Below are 16,084 nucleotides of genomic sequence, written 5' to 3' on the forward strand. Positions count from 1 at the left end.
GACCACTCGTCGTTAAAATCCGAACGGCTTCGCGTTTGAACTCTTCTGTAAATTCTCGCTGCTTCAATTCTAAGTCTCCTGTCAGTTTTGTCTAACAGAAGCCCTCCACTTTTGAAGGGGAAGTCCAAAAACGCATCATTGAAGGCAGAGGAACGTGATCAGGTTATTCTGGCGGCCAAAGAAGTGGTCGCTGATCGTGTGCCGCTGTTATCTGGACTTGCACAGATTTCAACAGCCGATGCGGGAGTCGCTGCGCGACATTATGAAAAGCTTGGCGCTCAGGGCCTGATGGCGTTCCCGTCACTTGCCTATAAAACGGACCCGCGCGAGACAGTGGCCTGGTACAAATCGCTTGCCGCAAGCAGTGGCCTGCCGATCATGATCTATAACAATCCGATTGCTTATGGTGTGGATGTCACGCCAGAAATTCTTAAACAGTTGGAAGATACGCCGTCGATTGTCTGCATCAAGGAAGAGTGCGGCGATATCCGTCGTGTCACCGATCTTTACAATGCATGCGGCGACCGCTTTTCAGTGTTCTGCGGCGTAGACGATCTTATTGTCGAAAGCCTTGCACTGGGCGTCACAGGCTGGGTTTCGGGTATGACGAATGTCTGGCCTGCCGAATGCGTGAAACTGTTCAACCTCGCTTCTTCGGGCAATTTCGATGAAGCGCGCAAACTCTATCGTTTGCTGACGCCAGCGTTCCATCTCGATACGCATGTGAAATTGGTTCAGTACATTAAACTCGCAGAAAAGCTTGTCTATGGCGCACCGGAATGGGTGCGTGAACCGCGATTGCCTTTAGTCGGTGACGACCGCACGCATGTTGAAACTGTCGTAAATGACGCCATTGCTAAACTCGCTTCCTTGAAGGATTGAGCTATGCGCTTTTCAAAGATGATCAATGTTGTCGGCGTTCATGCTGCAGGCGAATTGAATGAAGTGATCACAGGCGGTGTCCTCGACGTGCCGGGCGCTTCTATGTTTGAAAAAATGCAGTATCTTCAAAACAAGTCTGACGATTTACGAAATTTTCTACTGAACGAACCGCGTGGTCGCGTAACGCAATGTGTCAATCTTGTTTTGCCAGCGACAAAGCCGGAAGCAGATGCTGGCTTCGTTATTATGGAGTCGGATTTTTACGTGCCAATGTCCGGCACCAATACAATCTGCACCGTGACGGCCCTGCTAGAAACCGGCATGATTCCGATGAAGGAGCCAGAGACAAAGCTTGTGCTGGAAGCTCCAGCTGGACTTGTTCCAGTGACAGCACAGTGTGAAAACGGCAAATGCGTGAACGTTACATTTGAGAATGTTCCATCCTTTGTTTTCGCGCTGGATGCAAAGGTCGATGTGCCAGGGCTTGGGACTATCACGGTTGATGTCGCCTATGGTGGGATGATCTATGTTCTTGTCAATGCAGCATCTATCGGTTTTAACGTCGACAAAACGGAGGCCGCAAAACTCGTTGAAGTTGGAGAGCAGATTAAGAAAGCCGCCGCTGAGCAACTTCCGGCTATCCATCCAGAGAACCCAGAAATTCACACGATTAATCAGACGCTTTTCGCGGGTCCGCTGGAAGAACGCGATGGTGTCAAGCGTTCACGCAATGCCGTGATTGTATCGCCGGGGCGTATTGATCGCTCGCCTTGCGGCACTGGCACCAGTGCGCGACTGGCTGTGATGCATGCGCGCGGTCAGATCGCGGTTGGCGAAACATTCATTCATGAATCGATCATTGGTACCGAGTTTATTGGGCGCGTGCTTGAGGAAACCTTATGTGGCGGTCAGTCCTCCATTCGCCCGGCGATAACCGGGCAGGCATGGATCACTGCTTTCCATAATTATGTGCTCGACCCGACAGACCCGTTCCCGACGGGGTTCCGCCTCGGCGACACTTGGCCGGGCAACTGATTGAGAAAGAACGCGAGATGTCGATAGCTTTGGCCGATGACGGTTGCCGTCTCTATTATGAAGTAAAGGGCGAGGGTGAGCCGCTTGTCCTCATCCCCGGTCTGGGCGGGGATGGCCGTTTCTGGGGAGGTGTCGAGAAAGCCCTTAAAGGGTTTAAAATTATCACGGTTGATCATCGCGGCGCGGGGCGAAGCGACCGTCCCGAAAAAGGCTATTCAATTAACCGGATAGCACATGATGTGCTGACTATTCTGGATGTAGAAAAGATTGATGCCGCACATTTGGTCGGTCATTCTACCGGCGGCACGGTCGTGCAAACCATTGCGCTTGATGGGCCTGCGCGGGCCAAGTCGCTCGTCATAAGCGGAAGCTGGGCACGTCCGGATGCACGCTTTAGAGCGTTGTTCTCGTCACGTCTGGAAATGATGCAGAAGGGGGAGGTGAGGGCATATCAGAACCTTACGCATGTCTTTGGATATACGCCCGAATGGATAGCCGCGCACGAGGCAGAACTTCTTGCAGCAGTTGCCAGCGCGGTTGATAATCTTGCGCCATACAATGTAACTGCGCAACGTATTGCAATGTTGTTGGACTTTGGTCGGTCACAAGAACTGGCCACAATCAATCATCCGACACTTTTGCTCGGCGCACGCGACGATATCATGATCCCATTTCATCATATTGAAGAACTGCATCAGCTCATAGCGCATTCTCAAATGCAGGAAATGCAAGGTGGTCACTTCTTTCCGCGTGTCGCTCCGCAAAGGTTTGCTGATGTCATTGCTATCTTCTTCAAGTCGACCTGAGCGTAGCTTGGCTGTTCTGCAATTATCATATTCATGGTATCCACATGGTTATGTCGAGGCTTCTGGCGCAGATTTTTTGCTCAAGCATTTGGTACGGGGTTCGACGGTTTTGAATCCGAACCATCACGCTTGACTGGCAATCATAATTAATTGGCTTGCATACAATGCAAAGGAAGATTGGAGAATAAATTGACAAACTTTGCCAATCAGTGAATATGGCTTGCAGCGAAGGAGAATTTTATGGCAACGATGAATGTATCGCTCCCTCATCCTATGAAAGAATGGGTAGAGGCTCAGGCCAAAACAGGACGCTATTCGAACGTGAGCGACTATGTGCGCGACTTGATCCGTAAGGATCAGATGCGTGGGGATAAGATCGCAGCAATGCAGCGATTTGTTGACGATGGTCTTCAAAGTGGCAAGGGAACTCGTTCGCGGGATGATCTCTTTGCTATGGCAATTGCAAATGCCGAAAAATCTCTGAAACGCAACTAATGGCATTTATTCTCTCTGTTCAGGCGGAAGAAGACATCATCGCTATTGCGGAGCACGGCATAGCAATCTTCGGACCTATACAGGCCAAACGATATCATTCGGACCTGTTTAACACGTTGGACCTGATTGCCAAAAATCCACAAATGGCACGCGAACGAGGAGAAATCTCTCCACCTGTGCGTATTCACCCGTTTAAAGCTCATCTGATTATTTATCAAATTGAACAAAGTGGAACTGTATTTGTAATTCGGATACAGAATGCATTTGAAGACTGGATTAGCGACCCCTTCTAACGTTTATTCTAAACTCAGGAAACTTGGGAATAGCAGAAGCTATCGCTAACTAATCTTCCCGAAGATGCGGGCGTGTTCTTGCCTCTACGTCAAAATCTTCCGGAAAGCACACATGACGGATCGGTTCGTGCCACCAGTTCGGCCCCGGCTTCAAAACCGCCAGTTTATGCTCGCTTTAAAGGAACCAATATTTCTGACTAGCACTCTGGAAATATCGAACGCCCATGCGCGGGACTGGTACAGCGTCTTCTTATCTCGGTATCAGATGATAATTGCAATACTAAAACTACCTGACTGGTATTTGAATAGTGTGCATCCCTCGCGACCATGTAAACATGTGCTTTGAATTGAGCCTAAACTCTGGTATGAATTGTTCACACCGAAACAGATGCGATTACAAAGAAAAGAAGAATGGCCAACATCGAAAAACGCACGATAAGTTTGCCGAGGGAGCAGGCAGCCTTTATCGAGTCGAAAGTCAGGAATGGAGACTACGCCTCGGTCAGTGAGGTTGTACGTGCTGGCATCCGAGCATTGAGAGAACGAGATGACGTGATTGAACGCTGGCTAAACAATGAAGTTGTGGCATCCTACGATGCAATGAAATCGGACCCTTCCCGGGCAATAACTATTGATTCCGCCTTTGCTTCGGTTCGTCAACGACATGCTGAACGTATGAAAGATCGCAAGTGATCTGCAGATCAGTAGTCTTATCACCGGAAGCCGAGGCAGATCTTTTGGCTCTTTATGACTGGATCGCGGAAAGAGCTTCGCCGAATGTTGCCCTTGACTACCTGGATCGGCTTGAAAGTTATGTACTCGGTTTCGACCGCGCTTCCGAGCGCGGCACTTTACGTAACGATATCCGTGAAGGCCTACGGACGATTGGTTTTGAACGCAGAGTAACAATCGCATTCAATGTCACTGAGCAACAGGTTATTGTGTTAGGCTTCTTTTATGGTGGCCAAAATTGGCAAGAAGCTCTATCTGAACACTGAAACCCATCGATTTTCTTGACTCTGCGTCAAAATCCTCCGGAAAACGCGTACAACGCATCAGTTCATGCTCGCTTTTAGTGAACGAAGGTTTCGGACTTCGAATCAAAAATATAAGATCCGTCGGCAAATACACTCCGTTCACTCCAAAATCGAACGCCCCCGCTGTTGGCAAGAGCTTTTCTTCCCGGGCAGGCAGGCGTGTGCGCTGTCAGCAATACCATACGGGTAGGGCGATTAGTTTACGAGGATTAACAGCACTCACGCAATCTCGCTCGCTCGCGATAAGGCGGGTTTATTTGCGGCTGCCGTATATAATCTATGCCGCGTTAGGTCTCCTAACTTGCGCGCGCTCTAGAAACGCTAATGTACTTTCGAAGTCTACAATACCGGCTTGACTACCCAGACCAGATGCATTGAGAGCAGACGAAGCTTGGCCCAACTGGGTCATTTCTTCTGGATTAAGTCCCTTGATAATGCCGGCTGCGAACCCGGCATTGAAAGCATCACCGCAGCCACAGGTGCAAACAACGTCGATGTTGAATGCTGGCATGTGGAATCGAGTGCCGTCGACATGGTGATAATAGGCGCCGTGCTCGCCCATCGTCATCACAGTGCATTGAACACCAAGATCATTAAAATTGCGTCCAATATCTTCTTTCGTCGTGAGGCCTGAAAGCGCTTGTGCTTCCTCGATTGAAGGGATGAAATCTCGCACCTGTCGGTACAGGGGCTTCAGGTGACACCTGTTCACTACGTTTTCAAGCCGGATGAAGAAGCCACATTTGCACATTTCAAAGCACTCACTGAAGCGACTGACGTTCCCGTCATCATCTATAATGTCGTTCCATGGAACTATCTAAGCCCGGCACTGCTCATTCGTCTCATGAAAGAACTGCCCGGCGTTCAGGGCGTAAAGCAGAGTGCAGGCGATTTGAAGCTAATGGCTGATCTGATGCTTGGCATTCCTGCAGGCTGTAAAATTTATACAGCTGTTGATGCCTTGCTCTATCCTTCGTTTGCGCTTGGCTGCCATGGAACTATCGCAGCTAATCCAGCAGCTGTGCCAGGGGTTTGCATAGCATTGTGGAATGCAGTGCAGCGCGGTGATCATAAGCGCGCAAAGGAAATTCATGAAGCGCTGCTTCGCTTCTGGAACACGGTTTACGCGGACAACCTGCCGGCCAACATCAAGACAGTTATTGCACTGCAAGGCACTGAAGCTGGTCTTCCACGCATGCCGATGCCGCAAACATCGGCCGTGCAGTTGGAAAACATCAAACGCGAACTCAAGAATGTACTGAAATACGAAGAAGCTTAATGTCATACATGGGCGTTCATTCCGAACGCCCATTCACGCCTTGTTACGGTTGTGTGGGGGCAATGACGTGCGACCTGCCTACTGTTCTAATCTCGTTTACAAATTTCGTGATGGCTGACGTATCTGTCATTACAACCTGAATTCCGTGGGAGGAAAATTATGTTTAAACTGATTTCGTCAAAAGTATTGGCATCAGGTTTTGTAGCAACCGCTATATTGTCCAACCCAGTTTATTCACAAGAATGGCCAACCCGGCCAGTTCAACTCGTGGTAGTGGCAGGTGCCGGCGGCGGATCAGATTACACATTTCGCTTAATGGCTGCTGAGCTTGAGCGCACCCTGGGACAGCCCTTCACCGTTGTCAATCAAGCTCAAGCATCGGGTATCGTCGGCTATACAGCTTATAAAAATTCAGCGCCAGACGGTTATACACTAGGCCAACTTTCGCCAATCGCTCAATTTTCTATGCTAGGGCAAGCCGATTTCAAAGCAGATGACTTCACACCCATTGCTCAATTCAATGCGGACCCTTCAGCGATCCACGTTGCTGGCGACTCTCAATACCAGGATCTGCGCTCGCTCGTCGCTGCCATTAAAGAAAATCCTTCCTCCTTCAACATCTCGTGTGGTGGAACATGCAATGCAAGTTGGGATATTCCATTTGTCTCGATGCTGCTTGGAGAGGGTGTCGATGTTAGCCAGATTAAATTGATCCCTTCTCAGGGTTCAGGCGCAGCACTTCAGGAACTCGCTTCGGGTGGCATTGATATTGTCCTGTGTTCAGTGCCAGAAGTGACCTCGATGGCCGATGCCGGAATTGTAAAAACACTTGCCGTGATGAGTGCAGAGCGCTTGCCAATTAACGATAAAATTCCCACGGTCAAAGAGGCTATTGGTACGAGCTATGTGGGAGGAACTTGGCGCGGGATTGCTGGACCAGCTGGTCTTGATCCTTATGTCGTTGCCAAACTCGAGCAAGCGGTCGCTAAAGCTGTCGAATCCGAAACCTTCCTTAAAGGAATGCAAAACCGTGGATTTGGCGTCACTTATCTCAATAGCGCTGATTTTACGACATTTCTCGGTGATCATTACAAAGAAACTGAGGTCGTGCTGAAAGCCGTTGCTGGGAAGTAACAATCGGCTCCCTAACCAGATACAGCTGCCGGCGCGATGCCCGGCAATGGCGTGTGGTGTATAAGGATTCAAATATGACACAGAGATTGGTGGGTGCAGGGTTTGCGCTACTTGGGATATTAGTTGTTATCTTAGCAATGCAATTACCCCAGCCATTAGCGGCCACACGAATAGCCTATGGGCCAGGTTTTTTTCCGCTCTTGCTGGGCATGGTTATAGCGGCTGCAGGAACATGGCTTGCTCTGATTGGACCCGGGCAGGCGATTGATAAGTTAGAGGGTGAACGATACTCTTTAAGTAATTTTGCAAAACCGGCTGTGGTCTTTGGAGCTGCGCTAATTTACGTTTTTTACTCTCAGCAATTCGGTCCTGATCTTGGCTCCGCTCATTCTATTGACGCTTTTGCTCTTAGGGCGGGTGAGTTTTATTCCGGCACTGCTAATAGCTGTAACGACATCCATTATAGTTTATGTCGTCTTTGCTAAAATTCTTATCGTTCCGCTCCCGCTCGGACTTCTTAGCCCGTGGGGGAGGTACCTGTAATGGAAAATGTTATTGCAGGCCTTGGTCTTCTGTTCAGTGTCGAAGTTTTGCTTGTTAAGCTCGCCGCCGGTATTTTTGGGCTTTTCATGGGCGCGCTGCCCGGACTCACTGCTACGATGGCGGTTGCGCTACTCGTACCCGTCACGTTTTATATGGACCCGGTGCCAGCGATCGCAGCTATGGTGACGGCCGCCGCTATGGCAATGTTTGCTGGAGACATTCCGGCGGTTCTCTTGCGAATGCCCGGAACTCCTGCATCCGCCGCATATACTGACGACGCTCATTCATTAACAAAAAAGGGGCAAACCCATGTCGCTATGGGTCTTTGCCTTCTGGCCTCAGCGATAGGTGGCCTTTTCGGTGCACTCATTCTGGCCACATTGGCACCGCCATTGGCAATGATCGCGTTGCGCTTTTCGCCTTACGAGTATTTCTGGCTTTGTCTTTTAGGCCTTACGACAACTGCCTTCATGATTTCGTCATCGCGGGTTAAAGGCGTCCTATCCCTGGCTCTTGGCCTTTTTACCGCTACCATTGGCATTGACCCAATTAGCGGCGTACCACGTTTTACATTTGGAAATCATAACCTCATCGGCGGTTTATCTCTTGTTCCAATCATGATTGGACTTTTTGCTATTGCCGAAGTCTTTCGATACTACGCTCGTAAAGAGCCTACGGTCCGTCTTGAACAGAAGGCGATTAAAGGTGTGTTCGAAGGTCAGGCCAGACTACTCTGGAAAGAGCGTCGGGCTGTTGCTCAGGGAAATATTCTAGGAACAATACTCGGAATATTGCCCGGCGCTGGCGCAGACATTGCGGCATGGATTTCATATTCTCTGGCTAAGCGTTTTGCACGTGAACCAGAAAAGTTCGGTAAAGGATCAACGGAGGGGTTAGCTGCCGCGGGTGCTGCCAACAACGCTGCTGTAAGCGGTGGTTTTATTCCGTCGCTTGTTTTCGGCATCCCCGGTGATGCCATCGCAGCCATCATCATCGGTGTCTTGTTTATGAAGGGTGTCAATCCTGGACCGACGATCTTTTTGAACAACCCCGCCATCGTATATGCAATCTTTGGCGCATTCTTTCTCGCTAATTTGTTACTTATTCCCCTTGGTTGGGTGGCGATACGGCTGAGCCGCGTGATGCTGATGGTACGTCTTAGCATATTGATGCCGATAATATTTATCTTCTGTCTGGTTGGTGCATTTGCAATGGAAAACACAGTGAGCGCCGTCGGTGTGGCATTGGCGTTTGGTGTTATCGGGTTTGCATTTGAGGCCTTTCGGATTCCGCTTGCGCCGTTTGTTCTCGGAGTTGTTTTAGGCCCCCTCCTGGAGCAAAATTTTTTGAGTTCAATGATGAAATCTGGTGGCAATTGGCTAACGTTTGTCGATCGTCCGATAGCAGGGGGACTTGCGCTATTAACGTTGCTCATATGGTGCTCGCCGCTAATCAAAGCTGGTCTTAGCCGTACAAGGTAATGTTCTACTACCATAATTTCGGCGTTGTGAAGGGAAGCACGCAGTAGAGTAGCCAGTCAGCAATATAGTAGCATACTTGACTGGCTCTTCCTGAACTCGGGTAATTTATATTGGATATAAGCGGTTGTTGTTACTGGACCAACGTCTGAAAATTACGCTGGCGTTGACCCCACCAAACCCGAAACCGTTGGATATTGCGTATTCAGTGTCAATCTGGCGCGATTGGTTCGATACAAAGGTGAAGCCACTGGCTTCTGGATCCGGGTTATCTAAGTTGAGTGTTGGTGGTGCGACCTGATCCTTTAGCGCCAGAATTGTGAAAATTGCCTCAAGCCCCCCAGCAGCGCCCAACAGATGACCTGTCGCGGATTTTGTTCCACTGATAGCAAGTGCGTTGTTAGGGCCAAAAACGCTCCTGATAGCTCTGATTTCTCCTAGGTCGCCAACCAACGTCGAGGTGGCATGCGCGTTCAGATGCCCGATGTCGCCTGGTTTTATTCCAGCTTGAGCAATAGCGATCTCCATAGCTCTACGTGCACCATTGCCATCCTCTGGGCCAGAGGTGATATGGTGTGCGTCGGCTGTTGTTCCATATCCGACGAGTTCGGCAATCGGTGTCGCACCGCGCGCCAACGCATGACTGAGCGCCTCAATAACCAGCAATCCCGCGCCTTCGCCCATAACAAAACCATCTCGAGAGGCATCAAAGGGCCTTGATGCTTTGTTCGGCGTGTCGTTGAAGCCGGTTGAAAGTGATCGTGCTGCGGCAAAGCCGCCAAGACTAACATTGCTTATGCAGGCTTCCGTCCCGCCGCAAAGTGCAATATCTGCTTCATTCGCCCCGATCATCCTGGCAGCATCGCCGATAGCCTGAACGCCTGCAGCGCATGCCGTGACAGGGGCACCGAGAGGACCTTTGAATCCATAACGGATTGAGACTTGCCCCGCTGCGAGGTTGACGAGAAACGATGGGATCGTGAAGGGCGAAAGACGGCGGACACCGCGTTGATCGACGGTGCGGACTGCCTCGGTTATTGCGGGAAACCCGCCTATGCCAGACGCGATAATTGTTGCAGTCCGCAGTTTGTCTTCATTTGAAGCTGGCTTCCACTTTGCTTGAGCAAGCGCTTCTTCAGCTGCGGCGAGTGCGAAGATGATAAATCGGTCGACTTTTCGTTGGTCTTTGGGAGAAAGGACTGTATCCGGGTCAAAGCCGCCTTCAGCATCATCCATGATTGAAGGGACCACTCCGCCGATCTTAGATGGAATATCAGCGGCGACATCATCTCCCAGTCGCCGTACACCACTCTGTCCTGTAAGTAGGCGCGACCAGGAAATACCAGCAGTCGCTCCAAGGGGGCTGACAGCTCCCATTCCTGTTACAACGATCCTACGCATAGGTTTCCACCTTTGTTTTTTGAAATTAGTATGTTCCGCATGGCCGGGCGAGAACCGGGCCGGGAGCAGTTCTTAGAACATGTAGTTTTTGTTCGGGCTTAAATAGCGCTACTGGTACCGTATCCGGCCTGCAGAGCCGCTTTGGCCCATCACTTGGACCAATTAATAAAACCTGCTCGCATCTATGGGCGCAATCTTCATATTATCCGTCATCTCCTTCACCATACGCAATGCGCCTCACTTCATTAGCGGCCGTGTCGAGGACATTCTGCGACAAGTTTTCATCTTCGATGAGGCGTGAGATTGTGACGGCACCTACCATAAGGGACAAAATCGCAATTGCCTTGCCGCTTGGGTTTGACCTTTCGGTCTCGAGCATCAATTCGTCCAAAACCTCGAAATGAGCTCTGATTCCGTCCTCGAATGGTTGTCGGACATCTTTGCTTTGACGCGCAGCGTCCGCTCCCAGGGCAACCAAAGGACAACCGTCAGCTTTTTCGCCACGATGACCGGACGAAAGATAGAACTCAATAATAGCCTCCAGAGGGTCTGAATTTTCTGCCGCAGCTGCAGACCACCTGCGGGTTGCATCTTCCATAGCGCGCCGAGAGGCTAATGCGGCAAGGTTATCTTTAGACGTAAACTGCTTATAGAAGGCGCCTTGCGTTAAGCCCGCACCTTTCATGAGGTCCTTCAGGCCAATCCCGTCAAAACCCTTTTCTCGAAACAGCCGGCTGGCGACGTTGATCACTGTTTTACGATTTTCTTCGGCCTGTACGCGGCTCACTCTCATATTAGCCTCCTTTTAGATTTCGTTTGACATCTATAATATAAATAGAGTTAGATCGCAATCTAAATTGTTGGATTTCGGGTTATGAAGAGAAAACAGAAATGAAACGCAAACAAGTCTGGGCTACCACAGGTTTTACAGTGGCCGCCGCAACTGCTGCGGCTTTTTTTGTCGTTTTGGAAGCACCAAAGCGCGAAGCTGAGGCCGCTGATCCCAGGACGGCTTTTCCGATGGTTCTGGTTACTGAGGCAAAGGCCACTGGAATGGCCGAGCGCTCTTTCACAGGTACTGTTGCCCCCCGTGTCCAGAGCAATTTAGGTTTCCGCGTTCCTGGCAAGATCATTGAGCGGATGGTGGACGTGGGACAGCAAGTCCGACAGGGTCAGGCGCTGATGCGCATTGACGAAACCGATCTCCAGCTAGCACTAACCGCCAAACGCAACACGGTGTCTGCAGCGCACGCCGTTTTGATACAGGCGCAAGCTGACGAACAACGCTATGCCGCGCTGGTAAGAAATCGCTTGGCGGCAACCCCGCAGCGTTATGAGCAGGCGAAGATGGCTTTGGATACGGCAACTGCGCAGCTCGCAGCGGCTGAAGCTGACGCAAAGGTCGCGGAAAACGTAGCAGCTTACGCGGTCCTGTTCGCAGATTCTGATGGAACCATAATTCAGACATTAGGGGACCAGGGACAAGTTGTAGCAGCCGGACAGAGCGTCATTCAACTGGCGCAGTCTGGGCCACGCGAGGCTGTCGTCTGGCTTCCTGAGACCCAGCGACCCGTTCCGGGCTCGCTAGCTCAGGCGAGCATCTATGGCGGCGAAAGTCCCAGTGACAAAGCCACGCTAAGGCAGATTTCCGATTCCGCTGATCCGCAAACCCGGACCTACGAGGCGCGCTATATTCTTGAGGGCGATGCGGCCTCAGCCCCACTTGGCTCGACCGTCACGATAAAAATTCTGGATGCTGGCCGCGAGCAGGAAGTCGCGGTACCTGTCGGCGCAATCCTGGATAACGGAAATCGAACAGGCGTGTGGGTAGTCAACGGCTCCACATCCACGGTAAAGTTCACACCGGTTGCGGTGCGCCAAGTTGGTGAGGAGGCGGCATTTGTCACTGGTATCGGCATCGGGCAAAAGATTGTCGCTCTGGGCGCCCAGCTGCTGGATGATGGCGCGAGCGTTAGAATTGCCTCGCAGTCCGAGGTGACAAAATAATGAGCTTTAATCTCTCCGCCATCGCGGTTCGTGAACGCGCCATAACCCTATTTTTCATTGTTCTTCTCGCTGCCGCAGGCGCCTACGCCTTCGTAAAGCTTGGCCGCGCCGAAGATCCGTCGTTCACCATCAAGACATTGACGGTTACGTCCGTTTGGCCAGGTGCCACTGCGCGTGAGATGCAGGATCTTGTCGCTGAACCGCTCGAAAAGCGTCTTCAGGAACTCACATGGTATGACCGTGTCGAAACGACGACGAGATCCGGCTACGCGTTTCTGACAGTCACACTCAAGGATAATACGCCTGCAAGTGCCGTCGCAGAAGAGTTTTATCAGGCGCGCAAGAAGCTCGGTGACGAAGCGCGCAATCTGCCCCCAGGTGTCATGGGCCCATTCGTCAACGACGAGTATTCAGACGTGAGTTTTGGCCTTTACGCCCTGAAGGCAAAGGGCATGCCGATGCGCGATCTTGTCCGACACGCGGAAACCATACGCCAGGATCTTCTGCGCGTACCTGGCGTGAAGAAAATCAACATCGTCGGCGAGCGCCCCGAGCAGATTTTTGTCGAGCTTTCCTATTCGAAACTCGCAACTCTCGGCATATCTGCGCAGGATATTGCTTCTGCCTTGCAACGACAAAACACAGTCACGCCTGCTGGGTCCGTCGACACACGAGGCCCACAGATCTTTATACGTTTCGATGGAGCTTACAACAGCGTCCAGGCGATTGCCGATACGCCCATTGTTGCTGCTGGACGAACACTGAACCTTGCTGACATCGCAGAGATACGGCGCGGCTATCAGGACCCTGCAACCTACATTATTCGCCATGAGGGCGAACCAACAATCATGCTAAGCGCGGTGATGCAAGCAGGATGGAACGGTCTTGATCTGGGTAAAGCGCTGGAAGAGCGCTCTGCGGCAATCGCGCAGGAGTTGCCACTTGGCATGACGCTTACCAAGGTAAGTGATCAGGCCGTCAATATTGATGAAGCAGTCAGCGAGTTCATGCTCAAGTTCGCAATGGCGCTGGGTGTGGTTCTGTTCGTGAGCCTTGTTGCGCTGGGCTGGCGTGTCGGCATCGTGGTGGCGCTTGCTGTGCCGCTAACCCTCGCGGTTGTTTTCCTGATCATGTTGGAAACCGGACGTTTCTTCGACCGCATCACGCTCGGGGCACTGATCCTCGCGCTTGGCCTTCTAGTTGACGATGCCATCATTGCCATCGAAGTCATGGTGGTGAAAATGGAAGAGGGCATGGACCGCATCAGGGCAGCCGCTTATGCCTGGAGCCATACGGCAGCCCCCATGTTGTCGGGCACCCTTGTTACAATTATCGGATTGATGCCCGTCGGTTTCGCTAAATCAACGGCCGGTGAATACGCTGGAAACATATTCTGGGTCGTCGGTTTTGCGCTGATTGTATCCTGGATCGTTGCTGTTACCTTCACGCCGTATCTTGGCGTTAAAATGCTGCCGGACATCAAGCCTGTCGAGGGCGGTCATCACGCCATCTACGACACGCCGAATTTCCGGCGTCTGCGTTCCGTTATTGAACTCGCAGTCCGCCACAAGTTTGTGGTTTGTGCGATTGTAGGTATTTCCATGGCCGTTTCGATTGTGGGGATGGGTGGTGTAAAGCAGCAGTTCTTCCCGACATCGGATCGCCCGGAGGTGCTGGTTGAAGTGCGCATGCCAGAGGGCACGAGCATCGAAGCGACGACATCCGCGGTGAAGAAGGTCGAAGAATGGCTACAGACCCAGCCAGAAACAGATATCGTTACGAGTTATGTAGGGCAGGGTGCCCCTCGGTTCTTTTTCGCCATGGCTCCAGAATTGCCCGATCCTGCCTTCGCCAAGATCGTTGTACTTACACCTGACGCCAACGCCAGGGAAGCACTCAAGCACCGCTTGAGAGGTGCCATATCCGAGGGTCTTGTTCCTGAAGCATCCGTGCGTGTGACGCAGCTTGTGTTCGGCCCCTATACGCCGTTCCCGGTCGAGTTCCGCATCATGGGGCCTGATCAGGATGAACTTTACAAGATTTCCGAGCAAGCTCTGGCGATTATGAAGACTGTTCCAGATGTGCGCCAAGCCAATAGGGATTGGGGTAACCGCACGCCTGTGCTGCGCTTTCTACCCGATCAGGAAAGACTCAATCTGATCGGCCTTTCACCATCGGAGGCGGCGCAACAAATGCAGATGCTGCTGAGCGGCATTCCTGTCACGCAGGTGCGCGACAACATCCGCAACGTGCCTGTCGTTGCACGCAGTGCTGGCGAGAACCGCCTTGATCCTTCACGACTTGCCGACTTTTCGTTGATGAGCAGAGATGGTCGACAAGTGCCGCTTGATCAGATCGGGCATTCCGAGATCCGTTTCGAGGAGCCGATCTTAAAGCGTCGCGATCGTACCCCGGTGATAACCATCAGGTCCGATATCAACGAGGCAACGCAGCCACCAGAAGTTTCGCAACAGGTGATGAAGGCACTGCAGCCATTAATCGCATCGCTTCCCGTTGGATACCGTATCGAGATGGGTGGCAACATCGAGGAATCATTGAAAGCCAATGTGGCTCTCGCTCAGGTCTTCCCGCTGATGATTGCTGCAATGTTGATCGTCATCATCCTGCAGGTTCGCAGTCTGTCGACCATGACAATGGTTATGCTGACCGCACCGCTTGGTCTTGCCGGGGTGGTTCCGACATTGCTTCTGTTCAATCAACCCTTCGGCTTCAACGCCATTCTCGGATTGATCGGATTGGCTGGCATTCTGATGCGTAACACGTTGATCCTGACGGAGCAGATCAAGGAGAACCAGGCGGCAGGGCTCGATGACTACCACGCTGTCGTTGAGGCGACGGTTCAACGGACACGACCTGTAATACTTACTGCTCTTGCTGCAATTCTGGCGTTTATTCCGTTAACTCATTCGATTTTTTGGGGATCCATGGCCTACACGCTTATCGGGGGAACGGCAGCGGGCACAGTTATGATTCTCCTGTTCCTCCCCGCGTTGTATGCCGTCTGGTTCAGGATTAAGTCGCCGACGCTGGATAATCATAGGGAGGCAAGCGGGCAACACGGAAGGAATGCCGATTGTTTTGCTTCATGGCGGTTTGGGGAGCCGAAACGACTTCGTTCTCCTGGCAAAGGATCTGGCGACTGACTTTCGGCTTATCGCCATTGATAGCCGTGGGCATGGTCGTTCCCCGCTTGGAAATGCTTCTCTCACTTACCATCAGCTAGAGCAGGACATTGCTATTGTTCTGGCCGAGTTGGGCCTGACGGACGCTGGCATTATTGGCAACAGCGACGGCGGTATCGTGGCCTTGCGCCTTGGGGCGGCCGACGCCGTTCGCCCTCGTTTTATTGTCACTGCGCGCGCGCACTGGGAGATGCCGGCTGATGAGCCAACCCGTGAGATATACAAGGGTATCACCGTGGACAAATGGCGCGATATGTTCCACGATCAGGTCGAGAACTATGAGGCAGAAAATCCTGTGGCTGATTTTTCCGGGCTTTTCGAAGCGACTAAGGCAATGTGGCTCGGAAGTGGCGAACACGCCTATCCTGGCGCCTCCGTCAGCTCAATCGCATGTCCGCTTCTTGTAATACGCGGCGACGAGGATTTTCTGGTTTCCCGCCGTCAGGCTTTCGAAATGGCTGAATAAGTTGAAGGGGCGCGGCTGCTGAACC

17 protein-coding genes are annotated in these 16,084 nt (G+C 51.7%); 14 read left to right on the forward strand and 3 right to left on the reverse strand.

Features of this window, described 5'->3' with window-relative positions; genetic code table 11:
- Window positions 1–138 precede the first annotated feature (138 nt).
- The 7 genes from ACOZHT_RS18395 (at window position 139) to ACOZHT_RS18425 (ending at window position 4,509) form a co-directional block, all read left to right on the forward strand.
- Window positions 139–882, forward strand: coding sequence for a dihydrodipicolinate synthase family protein (locus ACOZHT_RS18395; protein WP_421566198.1), 744 nt, complete (start codon window positions 139–141; stop codon window positions 880–882).
- A 3-nt stretch (window positions 883–885) separates the two neighbouring features.
- Window positions 886–1,917, forward strand: coding sequence for a proline racemase family protein (locus ACOZHT_RS18400; protein WP_339514364.1), 1,032 nt, complete (start codon window positions 886–888; stop codon window positions 1,915–1,917).
- Between the two features lie 17 nt (window positions 1,918–1,934).
- The gene (locus tag ACOZHT_RS18405; protein ID WP_421566199.1) at window positions 1,935–2,723 is read left to right on the forward strand and encodes an alpha/beta fold hydrolase; all 789 of its coding nucleotides are present in this window, start codon (window positions 1,935–1,937) and stop codon (window positions 2,721–2,723) included.
- 240 nt (window positions 2,724–2,963) lie between these two features.
- Window positions 2,964–3,218: a type II toxin-antitoxin system ParD family antitoxin gene (locus ACOZHT_RS18410; protein WP_151093985.1), complete on the forward strand. Its 255-nt coding sequence runs from the start codon at window positions 2,964–2,966 to the stop codon at window positions 3,216–3,218.
- Complete coding sequence (locus ACOZHT_RS18415; RefSeq protein WP_339514357.1) at window positions 3,218–3,511, forward strand: type II toxin-antitoxin system RelE/ParE family toxin; 294 nt, start codon at window positions 3,218–3,220, stop codon at window positions 3,509–3,511. The genes ACOZHT_RS18410 and ACOZHT_RS18415 overlap by 1 nt, the downstream gene beginning before the upstream one ends.
- Window positions 3,512–3,922: 411 nt before the next feature.
- Entirely contained in the window at window positions 3,923–4,204 is a 282-nt protein-coding gene (locus tag ACOZHT_RS18420) for a type II toxin-antitoxin system ParD family antitoxin (RefSeq protein ID WP_339514355.1), read from the forward strand.
- Window positions 4,201–4,509, forward strand: a complete 309-nt coding sequence (locus tag ACOZHT_RS18425; protein ID WP_339514353.1) for a type II toxin-antitoxin system RelE/ParE family toxin — start codon at window positions 4,201–4,203, stop codon at window positions 4,507–4,509. Before ACOZHT_RS18420 ends, ACOZHT_RS18425 begins: the two co-directional genes overlap by 4 nt.
- A gap of 316 nt (window positions 4,510–4,825) precedes the next feature.
- Here ACOZHT_RS18425 and ACOZHT_RS18430 read toward each other — a convergent pair whose 3' ends face one another.
- Window positions 4,826–5,299 (reverse strand): carbohydrate kinase family protein, encoded by a 474-nt coding sequence (locus tag ACOZHT_RS18430; RefSeq protein ID WP_421566200.1) that lies wholly within the window; start codon window positions 5,297–5,299, stop codon window positions 4,826–4,828.
- Between ACOZHT_RS18430 and ACOZHT_RS18435 the strand changes: the two genes are divergently transcribed.
- From ACOZHT_RS18435 to ACOZHT_RS18450, 4 genes are all read left to right on the forward strand, one after another.
- Entirely contained in the window at window positions 5,246–5,827 is a 582-nt protein-coding gene (locus tag ACOZHT_RS18435) for a dihydrodipicolinate synthase family protein (RefSeq protein ID WP_339514349.1), read from the forward strand. The two genes, ACOZHT_RS18430 and ACOZHT_RS18435, sit on opposite strands and share 54 nt — an antisense overlap.
- Window positions 5,828–5,986: 159 nt before the next feature.
- On the forward strand, window positions 5,987–6,961 hold the full coding sequence (locus tag ACOZHT_RS18440; protein WP_421566201.1) for a tripartite tricarboxylate transporter substrate binding protein: 975 nt from the start codon (window positions 5,987–5,989) through the stop codon (window positions 6,959–6,961).
- A 74-nt stretch (window positions 6,962–7,035) separates the two neighbouring features.
- A complete protein-coding gene (locus ACOZHT_RS18445; RefSeq protein ID WP_421566202.1) occupies window positions 7,036–7,446 on the forward strand; it encodes a hypothetical protein in 411 nt (136 codons plus the stop codon).
- A 57-nt stretch (window positions 7,447–7,503) separates the two neighbouring features.
- The gene (locus tag ACOZHT_RS18450; protein WP_421566203.1) at window positions 7,504–8,985 is read left to right on the forward strand and encodes a tripartite tricarboxylate transporter permease; all 1,482 of its coding nucleotides are present in this window, start codon (window positions 7,504–7,506) and stop codon (window positions 8,983–8,985) included.
- A 105-nt stretch (window positions 8,986–9,090) separates the two neighbouring features.
- Here ACOZHT_RS18450 and fabF read toward each other — a convergent pair whose 3' ends face one another.
- The gene (gene fabF / locus ACOZHT_RS18455) at window positions 9,091–10,383 is read right to left on the reverse strand and encodes a beta-ketoacyl-ACP synthase II (RefSeq protein ID WP_339514341.1); all 1,293 of its coding nucleotides are present in this window, start codon (window positions 10,381–10,383) and stop codon (window positions 9,091–9,093) included.
- Window positions 10,384–10,585: 202 nt separating this feature from the next.
- Window positions 10,586–11,176: a TetR/AcrR family transcriptional regulator gene (locus tag ACOZHT_RS18460; RefSeq protein WP_339514339.1), complete on the reverse strand. Its 591-nt coding sequence runs from the start codon at window positions 11,174–11,176 to the stop codon at window positions 10,586–10,588.
- A gap of 98 nt (window positions 11,177–11,274) precedes the next feature.
- Here ACOZHT_RS18460 and ACOZHT_RS18465 point away from each other — a divergent pair, with 98 nt between their 5' ends.
- From ACOZHT_RS18465 to ACOZHT_RS18475, 3 genes are read left to right on the forward strand one after another with little or no spacing between them, the layout of a single operon-like run.
- Entirely contained in the window at window positions 11,275–12,390 is a 1,116-nt protein-coding gene (locus tag ACOZHT_RS18465; RefSeq protein ID WP_421566204.1) for an efflux RND transporter periplasmic adaptor subunit, read from the forward strand.
- Window positions 12,390–15,554, forward strand: a complete 3,165-nt coding sequence (locus ACOZHT_RS18470; protein ID WP_421566205.1) for an efflux RND transporter permease subunit — start codon at window positions 12,390–12,392, stop codon at window positions 15,552–15,554. Before ACOZHT_RS18465 ends, ACOZHT_RS18470 begins: the two co-directional genes overlap by 1 nt.
- The gene (locus tag ACOZHT_RS18475) at window positions 15,478–16,059 is read left to right on the forward strand and encodes an alpha/beta fold hydrolase (RefSeq protein ID WP_421566206.1); all 582 of its coding nucleotides are present in this window, start codon (window positions 15,478–15,480) and stop codon (window positions 16,057–16,059) included. The genes ACOZHT_RS18470 and ACOZHT_RS18475 overlap by 77 nt, the downstream gene beginning before the upstream one ends.
- Window positions 16,060–16,084: the final 25 nt, after the last annotated feature.

Origin of the sequence: Ochrobactrum sp. EDr1-4 (genome assembly GCF_049199085.1) — a bacterium.
Taxonomy (GTDB): Bacteria; Pseudomonadota; Alphaproteobacteria; order Rhizobiales; family Rhizobiaceae; genus Brucella.

Bases quoted from the DNA above. Each gene is read 5' to 3' on its own strand.
- ACOZHT_RS18430 (WP_421566200.1), bottom strand. From the start codon at position 5,299: ATGTGCAAATGTGGCTTCTTCATCCGGCTTGAAAACGTAGTGAACAGG.
- ACOZHT_RS18415 (WP_339514357.1), top strand. From the start codon at position 3,218: ATGGCATTTATTCTCTCTGTTCAGGCGGAAGAAGACATCATCGCTATT.
- ACOZHT_RS18440 (WP_421566201.1), top strand. From the start codon at position 5,987: ATGTTTAAACTGATTTCGTCAAAAGTATTGGCATCAGGTTTTGTAGCA.
- ACOZHT_RS18470 (WP_421566205.1), top strand. From the start codon at position 12,390: ATGAGCTTTAATCTCTCCGCCATCGCGGTTCGTGAACGCGCCATAACC.
- ACOZHT_RS18450 (WP_421566203.1), top strand. From the start codon at position 7,504: ATGGAAAATGTTATTGCAGGCCTTGGTCTTCTGTTCAGTGTCGAAGTT.
- ACOZHT_RS18475 (WP_421566206.1), top strand. From the start codon at position 15,478: ATGCCGATTGTTTTGCTTCATGGCGGTTTGGGGAGCCGAAACGACTTC.
- ACOZHT_RS18465 (WP_421566204.1), top strand. From the start codon at position 11,275: ATGAAACGCAAACAAGTCTGGGCTACCACAGGTTTTACAGTGGCCGCC.
- ACOZHT_RS18410 (WP_151093985.1), top strand. From the start codon at position 2,964: ATGGCAACGATGAATGTATCGCTCCCTCATCCTATGAAAGAATGGGTA.
- ACOZHT_RS18460 (WP_339514339.1), bottom strand. From the start codon at position 11,176: ATGAGAGTGAGCCGCGTACAGGCCGAAGAAAATCGTAAAACAGTGATC.
- ACOZHT_RS18445 (WP_421566202.1), top strand. From the start codon at position 7,036: ATGACACAGAGATTGGTGGGTGCAGGGTTTGCGCTACTTGGGATATTA.
- ACOZHT_RS18400 (WP_339514364.1), top strand. From the start codon at position 886: ATGCGCTTTTCAAAGATGATCAATGTTGTCGGCGTTCATGCTGCAGGC.
- fabF (WP_339514341.1), bottom strand. From the start codon at position 10,383: ATGCGTAGGATCGTTGTAACAGGAATGGGAGCTGTCAGCCCCCTTGGA.
- ACOZHT_RS18405 (WP_421566199.1), top strand. From the start codon at position 1,935: ATGTCGATAGCTTTGGCCGATGACGGTTGCCGTCTCTATTATGAAGTA.
- ACOZHT_RS18420 (WP_339514355.1), top strand. From the start codon at position 3,923: ATGGCCAACATCGAAAAACGCACGATAAGTTTGCCGAGGGAGCAGGCA.